We start from the raw sequence: 21,167 nt of genomic DNA, 5'->3' as shown, positions 1-21,167 counted from the left end.
ATATATAATCAACGACGGCCGCATTTGGCCTTAAAATACAAAACGCCCGATGAGGTTCATCAGGCGTTTTAGGTGGAAATAAGTGTCAACTTATTTCAGGACTAGACAGATTGTCAATTTATTGACATTCGTAACTAGAATCATGGCATAAATGAACTAAAATCAATTCAGATTGGCATAAAGCGCATCTGAAGCTTGCTTCTCGACTGCTGATAATACAATATTCATCACAGTAGTGATGGTGGCACAGATTGTTACATTGAATTTGTTAAGCTTTTACAGCAACTAATCATAAAATAATTAATGCAAATTAATACATATTAGAGCTTTACGGCCTACTGAATGATGCAAACAGATCAACGAATTTTACTTGTCGGAACCCCATCAGAGCGCTTAAGTCGCCTGTGTTGCATATTTGAATTTTTGGGTGAGCAAATAGAAGCTATTGCCACCGAAAAATTAAGTTCTTATCTCCAAGATACTCGTTATCGGGCTTTGGTTCTCTTTACCGATACCATGCCAATCGATGCGATAAAATTGCTTGCAACTCAGTTGCCGTGGCAACCGATATTATTATTCGGTGAAGCAGGCGATCTTCAAGCATCTAATGTGCTCGGGCAAATTGAAGAGCCATTAAGCTATCCTCAACTGACGGAACTATTGCATTTTTGCCAAGTTTTCGGCCAAGTTAAACGTCCTCAAGTTCCTACCAGTGCTAATCAAACTAAGCTTTTCAGAAGTTTAGTTGGACGTAGTGATGGCATTGCCAATGTAAGGCACCTGATCAATCAGGTCGCAACTTCTGACGCAACTGTTTTGGTATTAGGTCAATCCGGTACGGGTAAAGAAGTGGTTGCTCGTAATATTCATTATCTGTCCGAACGGCGCGATGGTCCTTTTATTCCGGTTAACTGCGGTGCCATTCCTCCTGAGTTACTAGAAAGCGAGCTTTTTGGTCATGAAAAAGGTTCATTTACGGGTGCCATTTGCTCCCGTAAAGGACGTTTCGAATTAGCCGAAGGTGGCACACTGTTTCTTGATGAAATCGGTGATATGCCCTTACAGATGCAAGTTAAATTGCTTCGTGTACTACAAGAGCGGGTTTTTGAGCGAGTTGGTGGCACTAAGACGATTAATGCAGATGTTCGAGTCGTCGCGGCGACCCATAGAGATTTAGAGGGCATGATTAGTGGTAATGAGTTCCGTGAGGATCTTTACTACCGACTTAATGTTTTCCCTATCGAAATGCCCGCACTAAGCGAGCGTAAAGACGATGTACCTTTGTTGCTACAAGAGCTGGTTAGTCGCGTATACAATGAGGGCCGTGGCAAAGTGCGTTTTACCCAGCGTGCAATTGAATCTTTAAAGGAACATGCATGGTCGGGTAACGTTCGGGAATTATCTAACTTAGTTGAGCGCCTCACAATCTTGTATCCAGGTGGCTTAGTTGATGTTAACGATCTGCCTGTTAAATATCGCCACATTGATGTGCCAGAATACTGTGTTGAAATGAGTGAAGAGCAACAGGAGCGTGATGCGCTAGCCTCTATCTTCACGAGTGAAGAGCCGGTTGAAATTCCTGAAACTCGTTTTCCAAATGAGTTACCACCTGAAGGTGTCAATCTTAAAGATTTGTTGGCAGAGCTTGAAATTGACATGATACGTCAAGCGCTTGAGCTACAGGATAATGTTGTTGCTCGAGCTGCTGAAATGTTAGGTATTCGCCGTACAACTCTAGTTGAGAAAATGCGCAAATACGGAATGACAAAAGATTAGTATTTTGTGTTTAGTGTTATTTTATTGATTTTAATCCCCAAAAATGTCTTTTAATTTGGCATAGAACCTGCAATCACTGCGTCATAAGCAATTTTTTGACGGAGTGACTATGTCAGCCCACCCACTAGCGCAAATCGAGACATTTAAGCACACTAGCAAACAATGGAACCAACTGCGTGAGGCCGCAAATATGTCCAATCGAATGGAACATATTTTACAAGCGATGCCCTCTGGCGTGGTGATTTTAAATGGTGATGGTATTGTCACTGACGCGAATCCCGTCGCGGTGGAATTGCTAGAGCACTCTCTATGTGGTGCTCGTTGGATTGATGTGATTCATAGTGCTTTTGCACCTCAAGAAGATGATGGCCATGAAGTGTCTTTACGTAATGGTCGTCGAGTCAAATTAGCCATTACTCCTTTAACGCCAGAGCCGGGTCAGTTAATCGTATTAACGGATCTGACTGAAACTCGTCTTTTACAAAAAAATATTTCACATCTGCAGCGGTTATCTGCACTCGGTAAGATGGTGGCGACATTGGCCCATCAAGTCCGTACGCCACTCTCTGCGGCCTTGTTATATGCCTCTAACTTAGCAAGCCCTAAATTATCAGACTCTGCCAAGACTAAGTTTCAACAGAAACTGGTTGATAGGCTTAATGAGTTGGAAAGACAAGTTAACGATATGCTGTTGATGGCAAAAGGCCGTCAAGATGAGCTTGGCGAGTTAGTTTCCCTGAATGATGTGATGGTCAGTGTGATTGGAAACTGTGATCCAATTGCAGAGCAGCAAGGTTGCAAACTTTCCTTTACTGATACATCAAGTGGATTATTACTGGCAAATTCAAGCGCGCTAAGTTCTGCAATTAATAATCTCGTCATCAACAGCATCGAAGCTGGAGCGAGTCAGATCCGTATCCTTGCCACAGAGTCAAAGGATCAATTAATGCTAGAGGTTATTGATAATGGCAAAGGGTTAGATGCGAAGATGCAGCAAAAAGTGATGGAACCTTTTTTCACCACCAAAGCTCAAGGGACAGGACTTGGATTAGCCGTTGTGCAATCGGTTGTGCGTAATCATGGCGGAGAAATACAACTTCGCTGCCTACCGAATAAGGGCTGTACTGTTTCGTTAGTTTTTCCTCGCGCAAAATCGGCTGTTGTATTGCCTTTGGAGAAACCCTATGTCTGAAGCCAAGTTACTCTTAGTTGAAGACGATGCCTCATTAAGGGAAGCCTTACTCGATACTTTATTACTTGCGCAGTATGAATGTATTGATGTGGCTTGTGGTGAAGATGCCATTCTTGCATTAAAACAACATCAATTTGATTTAGTGATAAGTGATGTGCAGATGCAGGGAATTGGCGGTTTAGGCTTGCTAAATTACCTGCAACAACATCACCCAAAACTGCCTGTATTACTGATGACGGCCTATGCCACGATTGGCAGTGCCGTTAGCGCGATTAAATTAGGTGCGGTTGACTATTTAGCCAAACCCTTTGCGCCAGAAGTATTGTTAAATCAAGTATCTCGCTATTTACCATTAAAAACTAACGCGGATAAACCTATTGTTGCAGATGAGAAGAGTCTTGCATTGTTATCACTAGCACAACGCGTTGCAGCATCCGATGCTTCTGTGATGATCATGGGACCCAGTGGTTCGGGTAAAGAAGTACTTGCTCGTTATATTCATCAACACAGCAGCCGTGCCGAACAAGCCTTTGTTGCCATCAACTGTGCAGCTATTCCTGAAAATATGCTTGAAGCAACTCTCTTCGGATATGAAAAGGGCGCATTTACTGGTGCTTACCAAGCATGCCCTGGTAAGTTTGAACAAGCACAAGGTGGAACTTTGCTGCTCGATGAAATATCGGAAATGGACTTAGGTTTGCAGGCAAAACTATTACGGGTGTTACAGGAGCGCGAAGTTGAGCGCTTAGGTGGTCGTAAGACGATTAAGCTCGATGTTCGTGTATTAGCGACCTCAAATCGTGATTTAAAAGCGGTAGTGGCCGCAGGTGGATTTAGGGAAGATCTTTATTACCGTATCAATGTATTCCCATTAACATGGCCTGCGCTGAATCAAAGGCCAGCGGATATCTTACCGCTTGCACGCCATTTATTGGCTAAGCATGCAAAGGCACTCAATATCGGCGCTACACCTGAATTTGATGAACAAGCATGCCGGCGTTTGCTCAGCCATCGCTGGCCAGGAAACGTGCGAGAACTCGATAATATTATCCAAAGAGCTTTGATCTTGCGCGCAGGCTCAGTGATTACTGCTAATGACATTATTATCGATGCTCAAGGTGGGGTGTTGATAAATGACGAATCGGAAGTGTCAGCGTCTGAGCCAGATGGTTTAGGTGAAGAGCTCAAAGCACAGGAACATGTCATTATTTTGGAAACCTTAGCCCAGTGTCAGGGCAGTCGAAAACTCGTTGCTGAAAAACTGGGGATCAGTGCTCGAACCTTACGATATAAAATGGCTCGGATGCGCGATATGGGAATTCAATTACCGAGTTAATCTTTTGGCAAAAACTCACATCAGCAATGGCACCTTAGTCACTTTTAGGATTAAGGTGCATTTTTATCTAGCTGGTTTTTCAGTTAGTTAACTCGTCCACGTTTTCTAATTCCCCCTAAGTTATTCATTCTAGGCGACCAGTTTTAAACTTGGCCATTATTTTGCATATTCCTCATTATCGATATTTTGATCGTCAAGAATTCGACGACTGGGAGCTCAGCATGCAAATAGGCGCAAATACATTTCTGCAAGAAATGCAGTCACTCAAAGGTGAAATAACACCGTCTTTCGGTATCTCACCGAATATCATGCAGCAGGTAAATAACACCAGTGGTGCCGATTTCGGTCAGCTACTCTCGCAGGCTGTTGGCAATGTCAGCGGCTTACAATCAACGTCATCAAACTTGGCAACGCGATTAGAGATGGGTGACACGACAGTGAGCTTGTCGGATACTGTGATTGCCAGAGAGAAAGCCAGTGTGGCATTTGAAGCGACGGTACAAGTGCGTAATAAACTTGTCGAAGCTTATAAAGAAATAATGAGTATGCCTGTTTAGGCCCGAGAATAACCCAATCAGCAGGTACGAATCGTGAGCACAGAAATGATTGTCGGGTCTAATTCCGATTTAGCAGACCAAGGTGTCCAAGAAGAACATAAGTCAGGTGTGATGGGGAGCCTTGGCGGTGTCGATATGATGCGCCAAATTACCATGATCCTTGCGTTGGCAATCTGCTTAGCCCTAGCCGTTTTTGTGATGTTATGGGCTCAGGAACCTGAGTATCGTCCATTAGGAAAAATGGAAACTCAGGAAATGGTACAAGTACTCGATGTCTTGGATAAGAATAAGATCAAGTATCAGATCGAGGTTGATGTTATTAAAGTACCTGAGGATAAATATCAAGAAGTCAAACTGATGTTAAGCCGAGCAGGGATTGATGGTGGCACTACAAGTAAAGATTTTTTAACCCAAGACAGTGGTTTTGGTGTAAGTCAAAGGATGGAACAAGCACGTCTTAAACACAGCCAAGAAGAAAACCTCGCCCGTGCTATTGAGCAGCTACAAAGCGTAAGCCGTGCAAAAGTCATTCTCGCACTTCCCAAAGAAAACGTATTTGCCCGTAATACTTCACAACCTAGCGCCACAGTGGTTATCAATACCCGCCGAGGAGGTTTAGGCCAAGGAGAGGTGGATGCCATTGTTGATATTGTTGCCTCAGCCGTGCAAGGGTTGGAACCATCGCGTGTTACCGTCACTGATTCAAATGGTCGTTTGCTTAACTCTGGGAGCCAAGATGGCGTTTCCGCTAGGGCGCGTAGAGAACTCGAATTAGTACAACAAAAAGAAGCTGAATATCGCACAAAAATTGAATCAATTTTAGTCCCCATTTTAGGGCCTGATAATTTTACTTCCCAAGTCGATGTTAGCATGGACTTTACCGCAGTCGAACAAACAGCCAAGCGCTTTAATCCTGATTTACCAGCATTACGCAGTGAAATGACGGTTGAGAATAACTCTACCGGTGGCACTACGGGGGGGATCCCTGGCGCTCTGTCAAATCAACCGCCAATGGAGTCAGATATTCCTGAAGATGCAACCAATGCATCTGAAAAAGTGGTTGTGGGTAACTCTCACCGTGAAGCAACACGAAATTTTGAGCTCGATACCACCATTAGCCATACCCGTCAGCAAATTGGGGTAGTCAGACGAATTAGTGTTTCAGTTGCTGTGGACTTTAAACCCGGTGCTGCAGATGAAAATGGGCAAGTGGCACGCGTTGCCCGTACTGAGCAAGAGTTAACCAACATTCGTCGTTTACTAGAAGGTGCGGTAGGATTCAGCACACAACGTGGTGATGTGTTGGAAGTGGTTACCGTTCCTTTTATGGATCAACTGATGGAAGACATACCATCTCCTGAATTATGGGAACAGCCGTGGTTCTGGCGTGCGGTAAAATTGGGTGTTGGCGCCTTGGTGATCCTAGTATTGATATTGGCCGTGGTTCGTCCAATGCTAAAACGCCTTATTTATCCTGATAGTGTAAACATGCCAGATGATTCAAGACTGGGTAATGAACTGGCGGAAATTGAAGATCAGTACGCTGCCGACACCTTAGGTATGCTTAATACCAAAGAAGCAGAATACAGTTATGCCGATGATGGCTCAATTCTTATCCCTAATCTTCATAAAGATGATGATATGATTAAAGCTATCCGTGCGCTTGTGGCAAATGAGCCCGAGCTTTCCACTCAAGTCGTGAAAAACTGGTTACAAGACAATGGCTGAGAATAAAACAAAAGAAGCCGCTGAAGTCTCAAGCTTTAATGTGAAGGACATGAGCGGTATCGAGAAAACGGCAATTTTACTCTTAAGTTTAAGCGAAGCCGATGCGGCATCTATCCTAAAGCACTTAGAGCCAAAACAAGTGCAAAAGGTGGGTATGGCGATGGCTGCGATGGAGGATTTTGGCCAAGAGAAAGTGGTAGGTGTGCATAAGCTTTTTCTTGATGATATTCAAAAATACTCATCCATTGGCTTTAACAGTGAAGAGTTCGTCCGTAAGGCGTTGACAGCGGCATTAGGCGAAGACAAAGCCGGTAATTTAATTGAACAAATTATCATGGGCAGCGGCGCGAAAGGCTTAGATTCGCTTAAGTGGATGGATGCACGCCAAGTGGCGACGATCATCCAGAATGAGCATCCACAGATCCAAACGATTGTTTTATCGTATTTAGAACCCGATCAGGCTGCAGAAATTTTTGGCCAATTCCCTGAAAATACCCGCTTAGACTTAATGATGCGGATTGCCAATCTTGAAGAAGTTCAACCCGCAGCATTGCAGGAATTGAACGATATCATGGAGAAACAGTTTGCTGGCCAAGGTGGTGCTCAGGCTGCGAAAATGGGTGGCTTGAAAGCAGCCGCCAATATCATGAACTATTTAGATACGGGCATCGAAAGCCAATTGATGGAAACCATGCGCGAATCCGACGAAGAAATGGCGCAGCAAATCCAAGATCTCATGTTCGTCTTTGAAAACCTTATCGATGTGGATGACCGTGGTATTCAAATCCTGTTGCGTGAAGTACAACAGGATGTGCTATTGAAGGCGCTTAAGGGAACTGACGATCAACTTAAAGAAAAACTGTTAGGCAATATGTCCAAGCGAGCCGCAGAGTTACTCCGTGATGATCTTGAAGCTATGGGACCTATTCGTATCAGTGAAGTGGAGGTTGCACAGAAAGAAATCCTCTCTATTGCTCGTCGTTTAAGTGATAGCGGTGAAATTATGTTAGGCGGCGGTGGTGGCGATGAGTTCCTCTAATCCGAGTGACAATAAATTGTCGGATAAGATTGTCAGTGACAGTGAAATCGAATTTAGTCACTGGAACCTACCCGATGTAACAGAGGTTGAGGATGAAAGCATCTCTAATTTGTTTGGCTACTCTGGTAAGCACATCAAACCAGTCACGGTAGAAGCAGTCGCACCTCCAACAATGGCTGAAATTGAGCATATTCGAGCTCAAGCGGAAGAAGAAGGCTTTAGTGAAGGTAAAACACAAGGTTTTAATGAAGGGTTAGAAAAAGGACGTTTAGAAGGATTAGCGCAAGGTCATCAAGAAGGTTTTACACAGGGCCATGAACAAGGCTTAGAAACGGGTCTTGAAGAAGCAAAGGGTTTAATCAATCGTTTTGAATCGTTACTCAATCAGTTTGAAAAACCCTTACAACTTCTCGATGGTGACATTGAGTTATCTTTAATGACCTTAGCGATGGCGCTGGCTAAATCTGTTATTGGACATGAGTTAAAAACCCATCCTGAACAAATACTTTCCGCTTTACGTCTTGGTATTGAATCTTTACCTATTAAAGAGCAAGCAGTGACTATTAGGTTGCACCCTGATGACGTTATCCTCGTTGAGAAATTATATTCCGCAGCTCAATTGGCACGCAATCAATGGCAACTCGAAGTCGATCCCTCTCTAAGCCCTGGAGAGTGCATTATTAGTAGTCAGCGTTCCTTGGTTGATTTAAGTTTACCATCGCGAATAGATGCAGTATTTGAATCTCTACGAAGTCAACATGCCCATTTAACGCAACAGCAGCAACAACGACAGGAAGCACTTGCCGCAGAAGATGCCGCAAGAATATCACATCATAATCAGGATGCTGCGGGATCGGAACTTATGCAAACTGAGTCAGATATTGATTCACTCCAAACGAATGGAGATCAAGATGCAAAACCGTCAACACCAGCTGCTGAGTAAGTTCCACCAATATATTGATAAAGTACCTCCTTTTCGCGCCGTTGCCAGTGGGCAATTGGTGCGGGTTGTTGGTCTCACTTTAGAGGCGAGTGGTTGCCGTGCGCCTGTTGGTAGTTTGTGTTCTATCGAAACCATGGCGGGAGATTTAGTGGCTGAGGTGGTCGGGTTTGATGATGAGTTACTCTATCTTATGCCCATTGAAGAGTTACGAGGTGTACTCCCTGGAGCGAGAGTCATTCCACTTGGAGAGCAAACAGGGCTTAAAGTAGGCTTATCTTTATTAGGCCGTGTACTCGATGGCAATGGTGTTCCTCTTGATGGATTAGGTGCGCTGCAAACCGATCAATATGCACCAAGACATAATTCTGCCATTAATCCCTTATCTCGCCGTGCAATAACGGAACCCCTTGATGTTGGCGTACGTGCGATTAATGCCATGTTGACCGTTGGTAAAGGTCAGCGTATGGGACTCTTTGCGGGCTCTGGTGTCGGTAAAAGTGTGCTTCTGGGTATGATGACCCGTGGTACTACTGCAGATATTATTGTGGTGGGGTTGGTTGGTGAACGGGGACGAGAAGTTAAAGAATTTATTGAAGAAATTTTGGGTGAAAAGGGGCGAGCTCGCTCCGTTGTTATTGCGGCTCCGGCGGATACCTCACCCTTAATGCGCCTTCGCGCCTGTGAAACGTCAACGCGTATCGCTGAGTATTTCCGTGATTTAGGCTATAACGTGTTGTTATTGATGGATAGCTTGACTCGATATGCCCAAGCGCAGCGGGAAATCGCTTTAGCGGTGGGGGAGCCGCCTGCAACAAAAGGTTATCCACCATCAGTATTTGCTAAATTGCCCCGTCTTGTCGAACGTGCGGGTAATGGTGGTCCTGGACAGGGATCTATTACGGCGTTTTATACCGTATTGACCGAAGGCGATGATCAACAAGATCCGATTGCCGATGCATCAAGAGCGATTCTGGATGGCCATATCGTATTATCGCGTGCTCTGGCTGATTCGGGGCACTATCCCGCGATTGATATTGAAGCATCAATTAGCCGTGTTGCTCCGATGGTTATTTCTAATGAGCATTTAGAAGCGATGCGCCGTGTAAAACAAACCTATTCTTTATATCAACAGAATCGAGATTTAATCTCTATTGGCGCCTACGCCCAAGGTAGTGATCCTCGGATCGATAATGCGATACGTCTGCAACCGGCGATGAATGCCTTCTTAAGGCAAACCATGCGTGATGCCTTTAGCTTTGCAGATAGTCAATCGATGCTGGCTCAACTCGCTGCACAGTGTAAATAATCGAGGCCATGATGGCGAATGCAGATCCCTTATTACTGGTACTTAATTTAGCGCTTGATGCTGAAGAGCAAGCTTCGCTCCTACTGAAATCGGCCCAATTAGAATGTCAAAAACGCCAACATCAGCTCAATGCCTTAAACAACTATCGTTTAGATTACATGAAGCAAATGCAGTCTCAGCAAGGTCAAGCGATTAGCGCAAGTCATTATCACCAATTTCATCGTTTTATTCGTCAGATTGATGATGCCATAGCCCAACAAAACCGGGTGGTGGCTGATGGCGAAAAGCAAAAAGAGTATCGTCAGCACCATTGGCTAGAAAAACAAAAGAAGCGCAAGGCAGTTGAACTGCTTCTCGCTAATAAAGCGAAAAAACGCGATGCATTAGAATTGAAAAGAGAGCAGAAAATGACCGATGAGTTTGCATCTCAACAGTGTTACCGCCGACATAAATAGCCTGTATTTGCGCCGATACGCGCTTTCGTAAATCTTGTTAACTATCATATAACTTTCGTGTTGGCATTTTATTTGCCTAATTTTATACACAACATTGCTGTTACAGCATAAATTGACGTTTTACTCCGTTACTGTTGAGTTTAACTGGGGTGGTTTGGGAGCTGATATGCAACAAATGACGAATATATTATTACCAAAAGCGGCAAATAATAATGCAAGCGCAGGTAAAGCATCGACTCCAGAAACGCGTAGTGAAGATTTTTCTGCAGCTTTAGCCTCAGTTAACAGTGTTTCCTCATCTACCCAAAAGCCTTCAACGTCTCAAGAACGCGCGATTGAACTGACTAAATCAGCATCCTCCAATGATATATCCCAAGATGAAGAGGATGATGTGAGTTTGATTTTTGCCCAGATTAGCATGGCAAACGAAATGAAAAAAACGGCCGCAGAGGGCGACAAATTGCCACTACTGCAGGAAATGGATCTGGATATTGGTACTTCTGCCGTTGAAGCTGAGGGTTGTTTTTCCTCTGAGTTAGATAAATTAGCCGAGTTATTAGTTGATTCGTCAGATACTGATGAATCGGGTGTAGCCTTGATTGCTGAGGCTGATGCCACTAAATTGCCTGAGGTTGATATAACTAAATTGCCTGAAGTTGATATAACTAAATTGCCTGAGGTTGATGCCACTAAATTACCTGAGATTGAGTCAAGTCTGCCCACACTAATAGTGGAAACTGATTTGACTACATTAGCAATACATAATGGTGCTGTTGCTTCACGAAGCAGTAAAGAGCGACTTGAGCAAGATATGCTTGGTGATGAAGAAAAAACTATTGAGTTTGTAAGTCAAGAGGGGGCTAAACAGGAGAGGCAAGGGTTAGTGGATGTTCTGCCTGTTATGGATGTAGAAGGTGGTGACGTTGGGCCTTTCTCTGTATATAAGCCGTCCTCTTCCCAACAGAATATATTTACAACTTCGACAAAAGATATAAACACTATTGATAACAAAATGAATGACTCTTATTGGGTGGCTTCTTCCTCTAGCGCAACTATAGCCTTAAGTGCTTTAGGTGCTGCAGAAAGCATTATAGTTCCTGCTAACGCTGAATTGGATGAATCAGAACGGCTTGTGACAAACGTACAACTTAAAGATGCCAAGTTAGCTGTTACATTAGAGTCAAGTTCACCGACGGCATTTAATCTTGATGACGAAGTCGCCTCTGAGTTTAAACCCGTTTCAGTGACAACATCACCTACTCAACCGCAAGTGAATCGTCAAGATATCCCGCAAATTCAACTTTCACTGCGTCAAGGCGTTGAAACGCCAAATCAGATGCAGGAGATGATCCAACGATTTTCTCCGGTGATGAAACAACAGCTCATTACGATGGTGAGTAATGGTATCCAACACGCTGAAATTCGTCTCGATCCACCTGAGCTTGGCCATATGACGGTCAAAATCCAAGTGCACGGCGATCAAACCCAAGTACAGTTTCATGTGACTCAATCTCAAACCCGTGACATGGTTGAGCAAGCTATCCCTCGATTACGTGAATTATTGCAAGAGCAAGGAATGCAACTCGCAGATAGTCATGTATCACAAGGTGAGCAAGAACAAGGTCGCGATGGTGGTTTTGGCGAAAGTAACGGTTCTGAAAGCACAAATTTGGATGAATTCTCAGCAGAAGAACTGGATTTAGGTTTAAATCAAACTACTAGTCTACATTCTGGTATAGATTATTACGCTTAAGCAGGTAACCTATAGGATTAAATAGCATTGTTACATTTTGATATGATGCATAAAATGTAAAGACTTAAGTCTAAATTGAAGAGCACAGTGAATGGCCAACGAAGAATCGTTAGAACTTGAAAATACTGATACGCCTAAAAGTAAGAAAAAACTTTTTATTTTTATTGGTATCGGTGTACTCGTTGCACTATTGATTGGTGGTGCATTATGGTTTTTTCTCGGCAGTTCAGATGAGTCATCCTCTGAAGCTGTAGAGGCTGTGGTTGAAACACCTTCAAATGTGGTCGCCTCTTATGTGCCCATGCCTCGTCCTTTTCTCTTTAATTTACCCGGGCCAGATCGGGCTCGTTTAGTCGAAATTAAAGTACAGCTGATGGTCCGAGGTTCCGATGATGAGGTCCTGATACAAAAACATATTCCGCTCATTGAAGATGCTCTCCTGACAACTTTTAGCAGTTCAGATGTGCAAAAGTTAAGCACTCAAGCAGGTAAGGATGAAGCTCGTCAATTAGCACTTCTTAGTGTTCAAAATACACTGCAATCCGTAACGGGACGTAAAGTGGTCGAAAAAGTGCTATTCACCGGTTTTGTGATGCAATAACCCGTAATTTCAGTACCCTAAAGAGGTTAAGGCAATATAGTGAGTGATTTATTAAGCCAAGACGAAATTGATGCGCTACTGCATGGGGTTGATGACGTCGATGACGATGATGATCTTGATGCAGCTAGCCAAGATGCGCGATCCTACGACTTTTCATCCCAAGATCGTATTGTACGTGGGCGTATGCCCACACTCGAAATTGTTAACGAGCGATTTGCGCGTCATCTACGTATTAGCATGTTCAATATGATGCGCCGTGCGGCTGAAGTGTCGATCAATGGCGTACAGATGCTCAAGTTTGGTGAGTACGTACATACCTTATTCGTCCCAACCAGTCTAAACATGGTACGTTTTAGTCCACTCAAAGGGACTGCACTTATCACCATGGAAGCTCGCTTAGTGTTTATCCTTGTGGATAACTTTTTTGGCGGTGATGGCCGGTTCCATGCCAAGATTGAAGGGCGTGAGTTTACCCCTACTGAGCGGCGGATTGTACAGCTTCTTTTAAAAATTATCTTTGAAGATTATAAAGATGCTTGGGCTCCAGTCATGGATGTCGAATTCGACTATCTTGACTCTGAAGTTAACCCTGCCATGGCGAATATTGTCAGTCCAACCGAAGTGGTGGTGATAAACTCCTTCCATATTGAGGTGGACGGCGGCGGCGGGGATTTTCACATTACTATGCCGTACTCCATGATCGAACCTATTCGAGAGTTGTTGGATGCAGGGGTGCAAAGTGATAAGCAAGATACGGATATGCGCTGGTCACAGGCATTACATGATGAAATCATGGATGTAAAAGTGGGATTCGATGCATGCGTTGTTGAGCATGAGTTAACGCTCAAAGATGTAATGAACTTTAAAGCCGGTGATATTATTCCAGTTGAATTGCCTGAATATATCATGATGAAAATCGAAGACCTACCGACTTACCGCTGTAAAATGGGGCGTTCTCGCGATAATTTAGCGCTCAAAATATATGAAAAAATACCCCGTCCAGAAACAGTAAAAACTGAACTCCAATTAGTGACGCGCAAAGGCAAAGCTAGAGATATATCTGAATTATAAGGTGAAGCAAGATGAGCACAGAAGATACGGGCGATGATTGGGCTGCCGCGATGGCGGAGCAGGCTTTAGAGGAGGCAAATGCTGTTGCGCTGGATGAGCTTGTTGATGACTCTCAGCCTATTAGTAAAGCAGATGCTGCTAAATTAGATACGATTTTGGATATTCCGGTGACCATTTCAATGGAAGTGGGCCGCAGTTTTATTAGTATTCGCAATTTACTACAGCTAAACCAAGGTTCTGTCGTTGAGCTTGACCGTGTGGCTGGAGAGCCGTTAGACGTGATGGTCAATGGGACACTTATTGCCCATGGCGAAGTGGTTGTAGTAAATGACAAGTTTGGTATTCGTTTAACTGATGTTATCAGTCAAACTGAGCGAATTAAAAAGCTTAAATAATAGATGCACATGAGTTGGTATATGAGATGAGTACATCGGTAATATTCAGTTTAATGCCTGTTACGCAGGCTAATGCCGTGGGATTAGTTACCGACACTTCTACTGCGGTAGTCGCATCAACTGCCAAAATGTCAGAACCATCTCAACTTGCCACTGCGGCGAGTATGCTTGGTGGCTTGATCCTCGTATTATTGCTTATCTTCGCCTTAGCCTATTTGTTAAGGCGATTTAATTTAGTTCAAACAAATCATAATGTGCTTAAGACCCTCGCGGTGACTTCACTTGGACAAAAAGAACGGCTAGTGCTTGTTCAAGTTGGAGAGCAGCAATATTTACTTGGGGTGAGTGCACAACAAGTGAATTTGATTGATAAATTAGCCGAGCCCATCCAAGTGGAATCTGATTCCTTTGCGAATCGCTTACGTCAGGCGAAATTAAAACAATGACAAAGTACAGTTTCCCATTAATCGGGCTTGCCATTTTATTCTTTAGTGTATCGGTCGGGGCGGCAGATGGAGTGTTGCCTGCGGTCACCGTAAAAACGGCTGCCGATGGTTCGACAGAGTATTCAGTGACAATGCAGATTTTACTGCTGATGACGTCACTGAGTTTTTTGCCAGCCATGGTGATTATGCTGACCTCGTTTACACGGATTATTGTGGTACTTTCTATTTTACGCCAAGCGATTGGATTGCAACAGACGCCTTCTAACCAAGTGCTTATTGGCATGAGTCTCTTTATGACTTTTTTTATTATGGCGCCCGTGTTTGACAAAATTTATGATCAAGGTGTTAAACCCTATATCGATGAACAACTGACGCTACAGCAAGCTTTTGATAAGGGGAAAGAACCATTACGAGCTTTTATGCTAGGCCAAGTTCGTACGACAGATTTAAAAACCTTTATTGATATTTCTGGCTATCAAAATATTAACTCGCCAGAAGAGGCACCGATGAGCGTACTTGTGCCTGCTTTTATTACCAGTGAACTCAAAACGGCCTTTCAAATTGGCTTTATGTTATTCGTGCCTTTTTTGGTATTAGATTTAGTAGTGGCGAGTATTTTGATGGCGATGGGGATGATGATGCTATCGCCGATGATAGTCTCATTGCCATTTAAGATTATGTTATTTGTGCTCGTTGATGGTTGGGGGCTTGTGTTAGGCACCTTAGCCAATAGTTTTGGTTAGTCGTACTAGGAATTGTTATGACTCCAGAAGCACTGATTGATATATTTCGAGAAGCCTTAGCCGTTATTGTGATGATGGTGTCGGCCATTGTCTTGCCTGGGTTGGGTATAGGGCTTGTTGTCGCGGTGTTTCAAGCTGCCACTTCAATTAATGAGCAAACCTTAAGTTTTCTTCCTCGATTATTGGTCACATTATTTGGACTGATGTTTATGGGGCATTGGTTAGTTCAAACCTTAATGGATTTTTTCATTGAGATGGTTAACCGTATTCCCCAAGTGATAGGTTAAGGCTATGGAGCTGTTGCTCGATACCTTAATGCAGACCATCGCATCTTACATGTGGCCGTTATTTCGCGTTGCAAGCATGTTGATGGTGATGGTGGTATTTGGCGCCGCAACGACTCCTGCTAGAGTGCGTTTACTCCTCGCCATGGCGATTACCTTTGCAATTGCGCCTGTTTTGCCTCCGGTGGAGAATGCGGATTTATTTTCCCTTAGTGCTGTTTTTATTACGGCGCAACAAATTATTATTGGCGTTGCGATGGGGTTTGTTTCCCAGATGGTAATGCAGACTTTTGTATTAACAGGGCAAATTATTGGTATGCAAACCAGTTTAGGCTTTGCCTCTATGGTTGACCCTGGTTCTGGACAACAAACCCCTGTCATTGGTAACTTTTTCCTCTTGCTTGCGACGCTGATTTTTCTGGCTGTTGATGGTCACCTTCTCATGATCCGTATGTTAGTCGCAAGTTTTGAGACTCTTCCTATTTCTAACCAAGGGCTAACGCTTACAAGCTACAGATCACTTGCAGAGTGGGGCTCGTATATGTTTGGCGCGGCTTTGACCATGTCAATTTCGGCGATCATTGCGCTGTTACTGGTTAACCTCTCTTTTGGGGTAATGACCCGTGCCGCACCACAGTTGAATATTTTTTCTATTGGTTTTCCTATCACTATGATTGGTGGGCTTTTAATCCTTTGGCTAACGCTGACGCCAGTAATGGCGCATTTTGACGAAGTATGGGCTGCAGCTCAGGTTTTGCTATGTGATATTTTGGGTCTTCAATGTCAAGCCGATGGCTTGATATAAGGTTATAGGAACTCAGTATGGCTGAAGAGAGCAGCGGCGAACGTAGTGAGGAACCCACAGGGAGGCGCCTTGAGCAGGCGCGTGAAAAAGGCCAAGTTGCTCGTTCAAAAGAACTGGGGACTGCCGCGGTATTACTTTCCGCAGCAACGGGGTTTTATATGCTTGGCCCTGGTATCGCAACGGCACTCTCCCATGTGTTTGAACGTGTTTTTACTATGGATCGCGCTCAAATTTATGATACTAACCAAATGTTTAATGTTTGGGGGTTGGTCGCGGGTGAAATTGCATGGCCAATGCTTAAAATCATGTTGCTGATTGTGGTGGTGGCTTTTATTGGTAATGTGTCCCTCGGAGGGATGAACTTTTCAACCCAAGCTATGATGCCCAAAGCCAGTAAAATGAGTCCTCTTGCTGGTTTTAAGCGTATGTTTGGGGTGCAAGCGCTCGTTGAGTTGACCAAGGGAATTGCTAAATTCTCCGTAGTTGCTTTTTCGGCTTACTTTCTTTTAAGTTACTATTTTAATGATATTTTATTGTTATCAAGTGATCACTTACCAGGGAATGTTCACCATGCGTTAGATCTGTTGATATGGATGTTCATTTTACTCTGTTCTTCTGTGTTATTGATTGTGGTCATTGATGTGCCATTTCAGATTTGGAATCACAATAAACAACTGAAAATGACCAAACAAGAAGTCAAAGATGAATATAAAGACACAGAAGGTAAGCCTGAAGTTAAAGGACGCGTTCGACAAATGCAGCGAGAGCTTGCACAGCGTCGAATGATGGCTGAAGTACCTAATGCTGATGTGATCGTGGTAAACCCAGAGCATTATGCCGTGGCGGTTAAATACGATGTCAAGCGCTCTGCTGCACCGTTTGTCATTGCCAAGGGCGTAGATGATGTGGCGTTTAAGATCCGCGAAGTCGCCCGTGAGTACAATATTGCGATTGTGTCAGCTCCCCCATTGGCAAGGGCCATCTATCATACGACTAAATTAGATCAGCAAATACCTGAGGGGTTATTTACTGCCGTGGCTCAGGTTTTAGCCTATGTTTTCCAATTGCGTCAATACCAAAAGGGACGGGGGCGTAAACCTATTCCTATCCCATTAAATCAGCCTATCCCTGATGATTTAAAATATTAATGGCTTGCTCGTTCACTCTTCAAATTTTAAGTGTCCTCTTGGCGCGATTTTTGCTTTTCCGCTTTTATACGTCAAAGTTTAGGTAATAGTGAATGGATGTTAAAGCGGCTTTAGGCCAAGTTAAGCAGGTAAGACTTAGTACGTTCAAAGGCATAGGTACGCCTATGTTAGTGCTTGCCGCATTAGCAATGATTGTATTGCCTATTCCACCGTTCTTACTCGATATTTTATTTTCCTTTAATATCGCCCTCGCATTAATCGTATTACTAGTCGCTATTTATACTGATAGACCCTTAGATTTTGCCGCATTTCCAACCGTGCTTTTGGTCGCCACCTTATTGCGACTCGCCCTTAACGTGGCGTCAACCCGTGTTGTGTTGCTTGAAGGCCATAATGGGGGGGATGCCGCAGGTAAAGTGATTGAGGCATTCGGCTCTGTGGTGATTGGTGGTAACTATGCAGTGGGTTTAGTGGTATTTATCATCCTCATTATCATCAACTTTGCCGTGGTGACAAAAGGTGCTGGTCGTATTGCTGAGGTGAGTGCTCGCTTTACCCTAGACGCTATGCCTGGTAAGCAAATGGCGATTGATGCCGATCTAAACGCTGGAACTCTCAATCAAGAGCAGGCAAGGTTACGTCGAGCTGAGGTGACCCGCGAGGCCGATTTCTATGGTGCGATGGATGGTGCCTCTAAATTCGTGAAAGGTGATGCTATTGCGGGGATTATGATCTTAGTTATCAACATCCTCGGTGGCTTTATTATTGGTATTGTTCAACATGGCTTGAGTTTTTCTCAAGCTGTCGAAATTTATACGCTTTTGACCATAGGTGATGGTCTGGTTGCGCAAATTCCAGGACTATTGCTGTCCATTGCAGCGGCATTAATGGTGACCCGTCAAAATGAATCGGGTGATATGGGCCAAATGCTGATGAGTCAGATGTTTGACAGTCATAAATCTTTAGGGATTGCAGCGGGTGTTCTCTTTGTCATGGGCATTGTGCCAGGAATGCCTCACATGGCGTTCCTTGGCTTTGCTGTTATTACTGCTGGTGCTGCGTATTTTGTATTTAAACGTAATGAAAATAAACGCTTAAAAGCCTTAGAACAAGTCAAAACGGGTCCGATAGAAAGACAAGACAAAGAGCCTAAAGAGTTGAGCTGGGATGATGTACACCATGTTGACACTATCGGCCTAGAAGTGGGTTATCGCTTAATCCCATTAGTCGATAAAGGCCAGGGTGGGGAATTATTGAGTCGTATTAAAGGGGTGCGTAAGAAACTCTCGCAGGAGCTTGGTTTCCTCGTACCCGCAGTGCATATTCGTGACAACTTGGATTTATCCCCCAATGCCTATCGTATTTCCCTTATGGGGGTTGTGGTTGGTGAGGCTGATATTCGCCATGATTGTGAGTTAGCTATTAATCCTGGGCAAGTGTACGGTAAGCTTGATGGTATTGAAACTCGCGATCCTGCTTTTGGTCTTGAAGCGGTCTGGATTGCCCCAGAACTCCGCGAGCATGCACAGACCTTAGGTTACACTGTGGTTGATGCTGCAACTGTCGTTGCGACCCATATTAGTCAATTACTTACCAATAATGCCGCAAAACTTTTAGGTTACGAAGAAGTGCAACAACTGATGGATATGCTTGCTAAGCATTCTCCTAAGCTTGTTGATGGGTTTATTCCTGATGTGATGCCACTGGGTAGTGTCGTAAAAGTGATGCAAAACCTATTAAATGAAGGCGTTTCTGTCAGAGACTTGCGTACAATAGTACAAACTTTGTTAGAATACGGCACTAAGAGCAATGATACAGAAGTGTTGACCGCCGCCGTACGTATTGCGCTGAAACGTATGATAGTCCAAGAAATATCTGGCCCAGAACTCGAAATCCCCGTCATTACTTTGGCGCCAGAGTTGGAACAGATGTTGCATCAGTCAATGCAAGCAACCGGTGGTGATGGTCCAAATATTGAACCCGGTCTTGCGGAGCGTATGCAGCAGTCATTGGCTGATGCGGCTCAAAAGCAAGAAATGGTTGGACAGCCTGCCATATTATTAACGTCTGGTATGTTACGCGCGACGCTGTCACGGTTTGTTAAACATACTATTCCTAATCTCAGAGTGATTTCTTACCAAGAAATCCCCGATGAAAAGCAAATACGCATTGTATCTGCTGTCGGCCAGTAGAGGACGCATAAGTGAAGATTAAACGATTTTTTGCCAAAGACATGCGTGCCGCACTGGCCCAAGTGAAAGACACTCTCGGCTCAGATGCCGTTATCATGTCAAACAAAAAGGTAAATGGCGGTATCGAAATTGTCGCCGCGGTTGACTACGATGAGCCAAAAGCGAAGGCGTCCGCGACACCTCCTGCACCTACTTTTATGGATGTCAGTGATGACTTAGTGTCTCTTGGTGGAAAGCAGCCTGTGCGTGCACAGAGCAGTGTCAAACCACCGGCGCCAGCAGATTCATTACAAGCTTTGCTCGAGAAACAACAAAGCCGTTTAAATCAGCAGTTATCGCATCAGCAACCTGAGGCCGATTTACCCGCATGGGCAAAAGGGTTACAGGCACCAGCGGCGGCGAAGCCGGAACGCCGAGAAATCCCTGCCACTTTTGATAAAAAACCGCAAACCACACAAAAACAAAGTGCTGATATTGAAGCCATGCGTGATGAATTAGCATCACTACGTAATTTACTGACTCACCAAGTGTCTTCTTTGATGACAGAGCATAAAAAACGTACCGATCCCGTTGGCGCTATGCTGGAATCTAAGTTACTTGAAGCCGAATTTTCTCCTGCAGTTGCTGCGAAATTAGCCGCGTTGAGTCAGCATTATACCCCTGCTGAGTTAGTGCGAGCACTACCCCAAAGTCTGGCTAATATGCTTGATAATCAAGGTGATGATATAGTTAGGCAGGGTGGAGTAGTGGCTTTAGTTGGCCCTACTGGTGTGGGTAAAACGACCTCATTAGCTAAATTGGCAGCACGTTTTGCTGCTCACCACGGGCCGGAACAAGTCGCATTAATTACCACAGATCATTATCGCATTGGCGCCTATGAGCAATTAGCGACCTATGGCAAAATAATGGGCTGTCCAGTTAAGCAAGCCCATGATCTCAATGAATTAGAACAAATTCTTTATCAGTTCAGAAATCGCAAGCTAGTATTGATAGATACCGCTGGTATGGGGCAACGAGATATGCGGCTTTACCAGCAACTTGATAATTTAACTGCAAATAGCAGAATACCTATTCGCAGTTATCTGGTACTGTCTGCCACAGGACAGCGCCGAGTGTTGCAAGATGCTGTTAATCATTTTAAACGCATTCCTTTATCTGGTGCCGTGCTCACAAAACTCGATGAATCAGTCTCCCTCGCGGGTGCGCTGAGTGTGTTGATCCAAAGTGGGCTACCATTAAGTTATGTTACTGATGGACAAAGGGTTCCAGAAGATATGAAAGTCGCAGACACCCTAATGTTAGCGCAGCAGGCGCTTGCGACATTAGATAGTACAGAACAACAATCATTACAAGACACAGCGTGGTCAGATAATATGGCCTGTGCATTTGAGTAGAGT

The 21,167-nt window shown here is 44.1% G+C and carries 20 protein-coding genes; all 20 read left to right on the top strand.

What is annotated here, in order from left to right; genetic code table 11:
* The first annotated feature begins 342 nt into the window (after positions 1 to 342).
* The 20 genes from L2744_RS17125 to flhF all read left to right on the top strand — a co-directional run bounded on the left by L2744_RS17125 (position 343) and on the right by flhF (position 21,164).
* Complete coding sequence (locus tag L2744_RS17125) at positions 343 to 1,776, top strand: sigma-54 dependent transcriptional regulator (RefSeq protein ID WP_248993041.1); 1,434 nt, start codon at positions 343 to 345, stop codon at positions 1,774 to 1,776.
* 109 nt (positions 1,777 to 1,885) lie between these two features.
* Positions 1,886 to 2,968: a sensor histidine kinase gene (locus L2744_RS17120; RefSeq protein WP_014610980.1), complete on the top strand. Its 1,083-nt coding sequence runs from the start codon at positions 1,886 to 1,888 to the stop codon at positions 2,966 to 2,968.
* Positions 2,961 to 4,304, top strand: coding sequence for a sigma-54-dependent transcriptional regulator (locus L2744_RS17115; protein WP_014610979.1), 1,344 nt, complete (start codon positions 2,961 to 2,963; stop codon positions 4,302 to 4,304). Before L2744_RS17120 ends, L2744_RS17115 begins: the two co-directional genes overlap by 8 nt.
* 221 nt (positions 4,305 to 4,525) lie before the next feature.
* Positions 4,526 to 4,861 (top strand): flagellar hook-basal body complex protein FliE, encoded by a 336-nt coding sequence (fliE, locus tag L2744_RS17110; RefSeq protein ID WP_011788771.1) that lies wholly within the window; start codon positions 4,526 to 4,528, stop codon positions 4,859 to 4,861.
* A 45-nt stretch (positions 4,862 to 4,906) separates the two neighbouring features.
* Positions 4,907 to 6,589: a flagellar basal-body MS-ring/collar protein FliF gene (fliF, locus tag L2744_RS17105; RefSeq protein WP_061783064.1), complete on the top strand. Its 1,683-nt coding sequence runs from the start codon at positions 4,907 to 4,909 to the stop codon at positions 6,587 to 6,589.
* Positions 6,582 to 7,628 (top strand): flagellar motor switch protein FliG, encoded by a 1,047-nt coding sequence (fliG, locus tag L2744_RS17100; protein WP_248993040.1) that lies wholly within the window; start codon positions 6,582 to 6,584, stop codon positions 7,626 to 7,628. Before fliF ends, fliG begins: the two co-directional genes overlap by 8 nt.
* On the top strand, positions 7,615 to 8,571 hold the full coding sequence (fliH, locus tag L2744_RS17095) for a flagellar assembly protein FliH (RefSeq protein WP_248084692.1): 957 nt from the start codon (positions 7,615 to 7,617) through the stop codon (positions 8,569 to 8,571). The genes fliG and fliH overlap by 14 nt, the downstream gene beginning before the upstream one ends.
* Positions 8,540 to 9,877, top strand: a complete 1,338-nt coding sequence (gene fliI, locus L2744_RS17090; RefSeq protein WP_011788775.1) for a flagellar protein export ATPase FliI — start codon at positions 8,540 to 8,542, stop codon at positions 9,875 to 9,877. The genes fliH and fliI overlap by 32 nt, the downstream gene beginning before the upstream one ends.
* A gap of 11 nt (positions 9,878 to 9,888) precedes the next feature.
* Positions 9,889 to 10,332, top strand: coding sequence for a flagellar export protein FliJ (gene fliJ, locus L2744_RS17085; RefSeq protein WP_011788776.1), 444 nt, complete (start codon positions 9,889 to 9,891; stop codon positions 10,330 to 10,332).
* Between the two features lie 166 nt (positions 10,333 to 10,498).
* The gene (locus L2744_RS17080) at positions 10,499 to 12,085 is read left to right on the top strand and encodes a flagellar hook-length control protein FliK (RefSeq protein WP_014610975.1); all 1,587 of its coding nucleotides are present in this window, start codon (positions 10,499 to 10,501) and stop codon (positions 12,083 to 12,085) included.
* Between the two features lie 91 nt (positions 12,086 to 12,176).
* Positions 12,177 to 12,686, top strand: a complete 510-nt coding sequence (gene fliL / locus L2744_RS17075) for a flagellar basal body-associated protein FliL (RefSeq protein ID WP_014610974.1) — start codon at positions 12,177 to 12,179, stop codon at positions 12,684 to 12,686.
* Positions 12,687 to 12,725: 39 nt separating this feature from the next.
* Positions 12,726 to 13,757: a flagellar motor switch protein FliM gene (fliM, locus tag L2744_RS17070; protein ID WP_011788779.1), complete on the top strand. Its 1,032-nt coding sequence runs from the start codon at positions 12,726 to 12,728 to the stop codon at positions 13,755 to 13,757.
* Positions 13,758 to 13,768: 11 nt separating this feature from the next.
* On the top strand, positions 13,769 to 14,152 hold the full coding sequence (gene fliN, locus L2744_RS17065; protein WP_011788780.1) for a flagellar motor switch protein FliN: 384 nt from the start codon (positions 13,769 to 13,771) through the stop codon (positions 14,150 to 14,152).
* A gap of 26 nt (positions 14,153 to 14,178) precedes the next feature.
* Entirely contained in the window at positions 14,179 to 14,598 is a 420-nt protein-coding gene (gene fliO / locus L2744_RS17060) for a flagellar biosynthetic protein FliO (protein WP_011788781.1), read from the top strand.
* Entirely contained in the window at positions 14,595 to 15,341 is a 747-nt protein-coding gene (fliP, locus tag L2744_RS17055) for a flagellar type III secretion system pore protein FliP (RefSeq protein WP_011788782.1), read from the top strand. The genes fliO and fliP overlap by 4 nt, the downstream gene beginning before the upstream one ends.
* A gap of 17 nt (positions 15,342 to 15,358) precedes the next feature.
* The gene (gene fliQ / locus L2744_RS17050) at positions 15,359 to 15,628 is read left to right on the top strand and encodes a flagellar biosynthesis protein FliQ (protein ID WP_011788783.1); all 270 of its coding nucleotides are present in this window, start codon (positions 15,359 to 15,361) and stop codon (positions 15,626 to 15,628) included.
* Between the two features lie 4 nt (positions 15,629 to 15,632).
* A complete protein-coding gene (fliR, locus tag L2744_RS17045) occupies positions 15,633 to 16,430 on the top strand; it encodes a flagellar biosynthetic protein FliR (protein ID WP_011788784.1) in 798 nt (265 codons plus the stop codon).
* A gap of 17 nt (positions 16,431 to 16,447) precedes the next feature.
* Complete coding sequence (gene flhB, locus L2744_RS17040) at positions 16,448 to 17,578, top strand: flagellar biosynthesis protein FlhB (RefSeq protein WP_011788785.1); 1,131 nt, start codon at positions 16,448 to 16,450, stop codon at positions 17,576 to 17,578.
* A gap of 92 nt (positions 17,579 to 17,670) precedes the next feature.
* Positions 17,671 to 19,770, top strand: coding sequence for a flagellar biosynthesis protein FlhA (flhA, locus tag L2744_RS17035; protein ID WP_011788786.1), 2,100 nt, complete (start codon positions 17,671 to 17,673; stop codon positions 19,768 to 19,770).
* Between the two features lie 11 nt (positions 19,771 to 19,781).
* On the top strand, positions 19,782 to 21,164 hold the full coding sequence (flhF, locus tag L2744_RS17030) for a flagellar biosynthesis GTPase FlhF (protein ID WP_248993039.1): 1,383 nt from the start codon (positions 19,782 to 19,784) through the stop codon (positions 21,162 to 21,164).
* Positions 21,165 to 21,167 lie beyond the last annotated feature (3 nt).

This window comes from Shewanella profunda, assembly GCF_023283765.1.
GTDB classification, from domain to species: domain Bacteria; phylum Pseudomonadota; class Gammaproteobacteria; order Enterobacterales; family Shewanellaceae; genus Shewanella; species Shewanella profunda.
This window is presented reverse-complemented; position numbering and strand designations above follow the sequence as displayed.

What these genes read in the sequence shown, in the direction of transcription:
- fliQ (WP_011788783.1), top strand. Translation starts at nt 15,359, where the DNA reads ATGACTCCAGAAGCACTGATTGATATATTTCGAGAAGCCTTAGCCGTT.
- fliI (WP_011788775.1), top strand. Translation starts at nt 8,540, where the DNA reads ATGCAAAACCGTCAACACCAGCTGCTGAGTAAGTTCCACCAATATATT.
- fliL (WP_014610974.1), top strand. Translation starts at nt 12,177, where the DNA reads ATGGCCAACGAAGAATCGTTAGAACTTGAAAATACTGATACGCCTAAA.
- L2744_RS17080 (WP_014610975.1), top strand. Translation starts at nt 10,499, where the DNA reads ATGCAACAAATGACGAATATATTATTACCAAAAGCGGCAAATAATAAT.
- fliH (WP_248084692.1), top strand. Translation starts at nt 7,615, where the DNA reads ATGAGTTCCTCTAATCCGAGTGACAATAAATTGTCGGATAAGATTGTC.
- fliF (WP_061783064.1), top strand. Translation starts at nt 4,907, where the DNA reads ATGATTGTCGGGTCTAATTCCGATTTAGCAGACCAAGGTGTCCAAGAA.
- L2744_RS17120 (WP_014610980.1), top strand. Translation starts at nt 1,886, where the DNA reads ATGTCAGCCCACCCACTAGCGCAAATCGAGACATTTAAGCACACTAGC.
- L2744_RS17115 (WP_014610979.1), top strand. Translation starts at nt 2,961, where the DNA reads ATGTCTGAAGCCAAGTTACTCTTAGTTGAAGACGATGCCTCATTAAGG.
- flhA (WP_011788786.1), top strand. Translation starts at nt 17,671, where the DNA reads ATGGATGTTAAAGCGGCTTTAGGCCAAGTTAAGCAGGTAAGACTTAGT.
- fliJ (WP_011788776.1), top strand. Translation starts at nt 9,889, where the DNA reads ATGGCGAATGCAGATCCCTTATTACTGGTACTTAATTTAGCGCTTGAT.
- fliR (WP_011788784.1), top strand. Translation starts at nt 15,633, where the DNA reads ATGGAGCTGTTGCTCGATACCTTAATGCAGACCATCGCATCTTACATG.
- fliP (WP_011788782.1), top strand. Translation starts at nt 14,595, where the DNA reads ATGACAAAGTACAGTTTCCCATTAATCGGGCTTGCCATTTTATTCTTT.
- flhB (WP_011788785.1), top strand. Translation starts at nt 16,448, where the DNA reads ATGGCTGAAGAGAGCAGCGGCGAACGTAGTGAGGAACCCACAGGGAGG.
- fliO (WP_011788781.1), top strand. Translation starts at nt 14,179, where the DNA reads ATGAGTACATCGGTAATATTCAGTTTAATGCCTGTTACGCAGGCTAAT.
- L2744_RS17125 (WP_248993041.1), top strand. Translation starts at nt 343, where the DNA reads ATGATGCAAACAGATCAACGAATTTTACTTGTCGGAACCCCATCAGAG.
- fliG (WP_248993040.1), top strand. Translation starts at nt 6,582, where the DNA reads ATGGCTGAGAATAAAACAAAAGAAGCCGCTGAAGTCTCAAGCTTTAAT.
- fliE (WP_011788771.1), top strand. Translation starts at nt 4,526, where the DNA reads ATGCAAATAGGCGCAAATACATTTCTGCAAGAAATGCAGTCACTCAAA.
- fliN (WP_011788780.1), top strand. Translation starts at nt 13,769, where the DNA reads ATGAGCACAGAAGATACGGGCGATGATTGGGCTGCCGCGATGGCGGAG.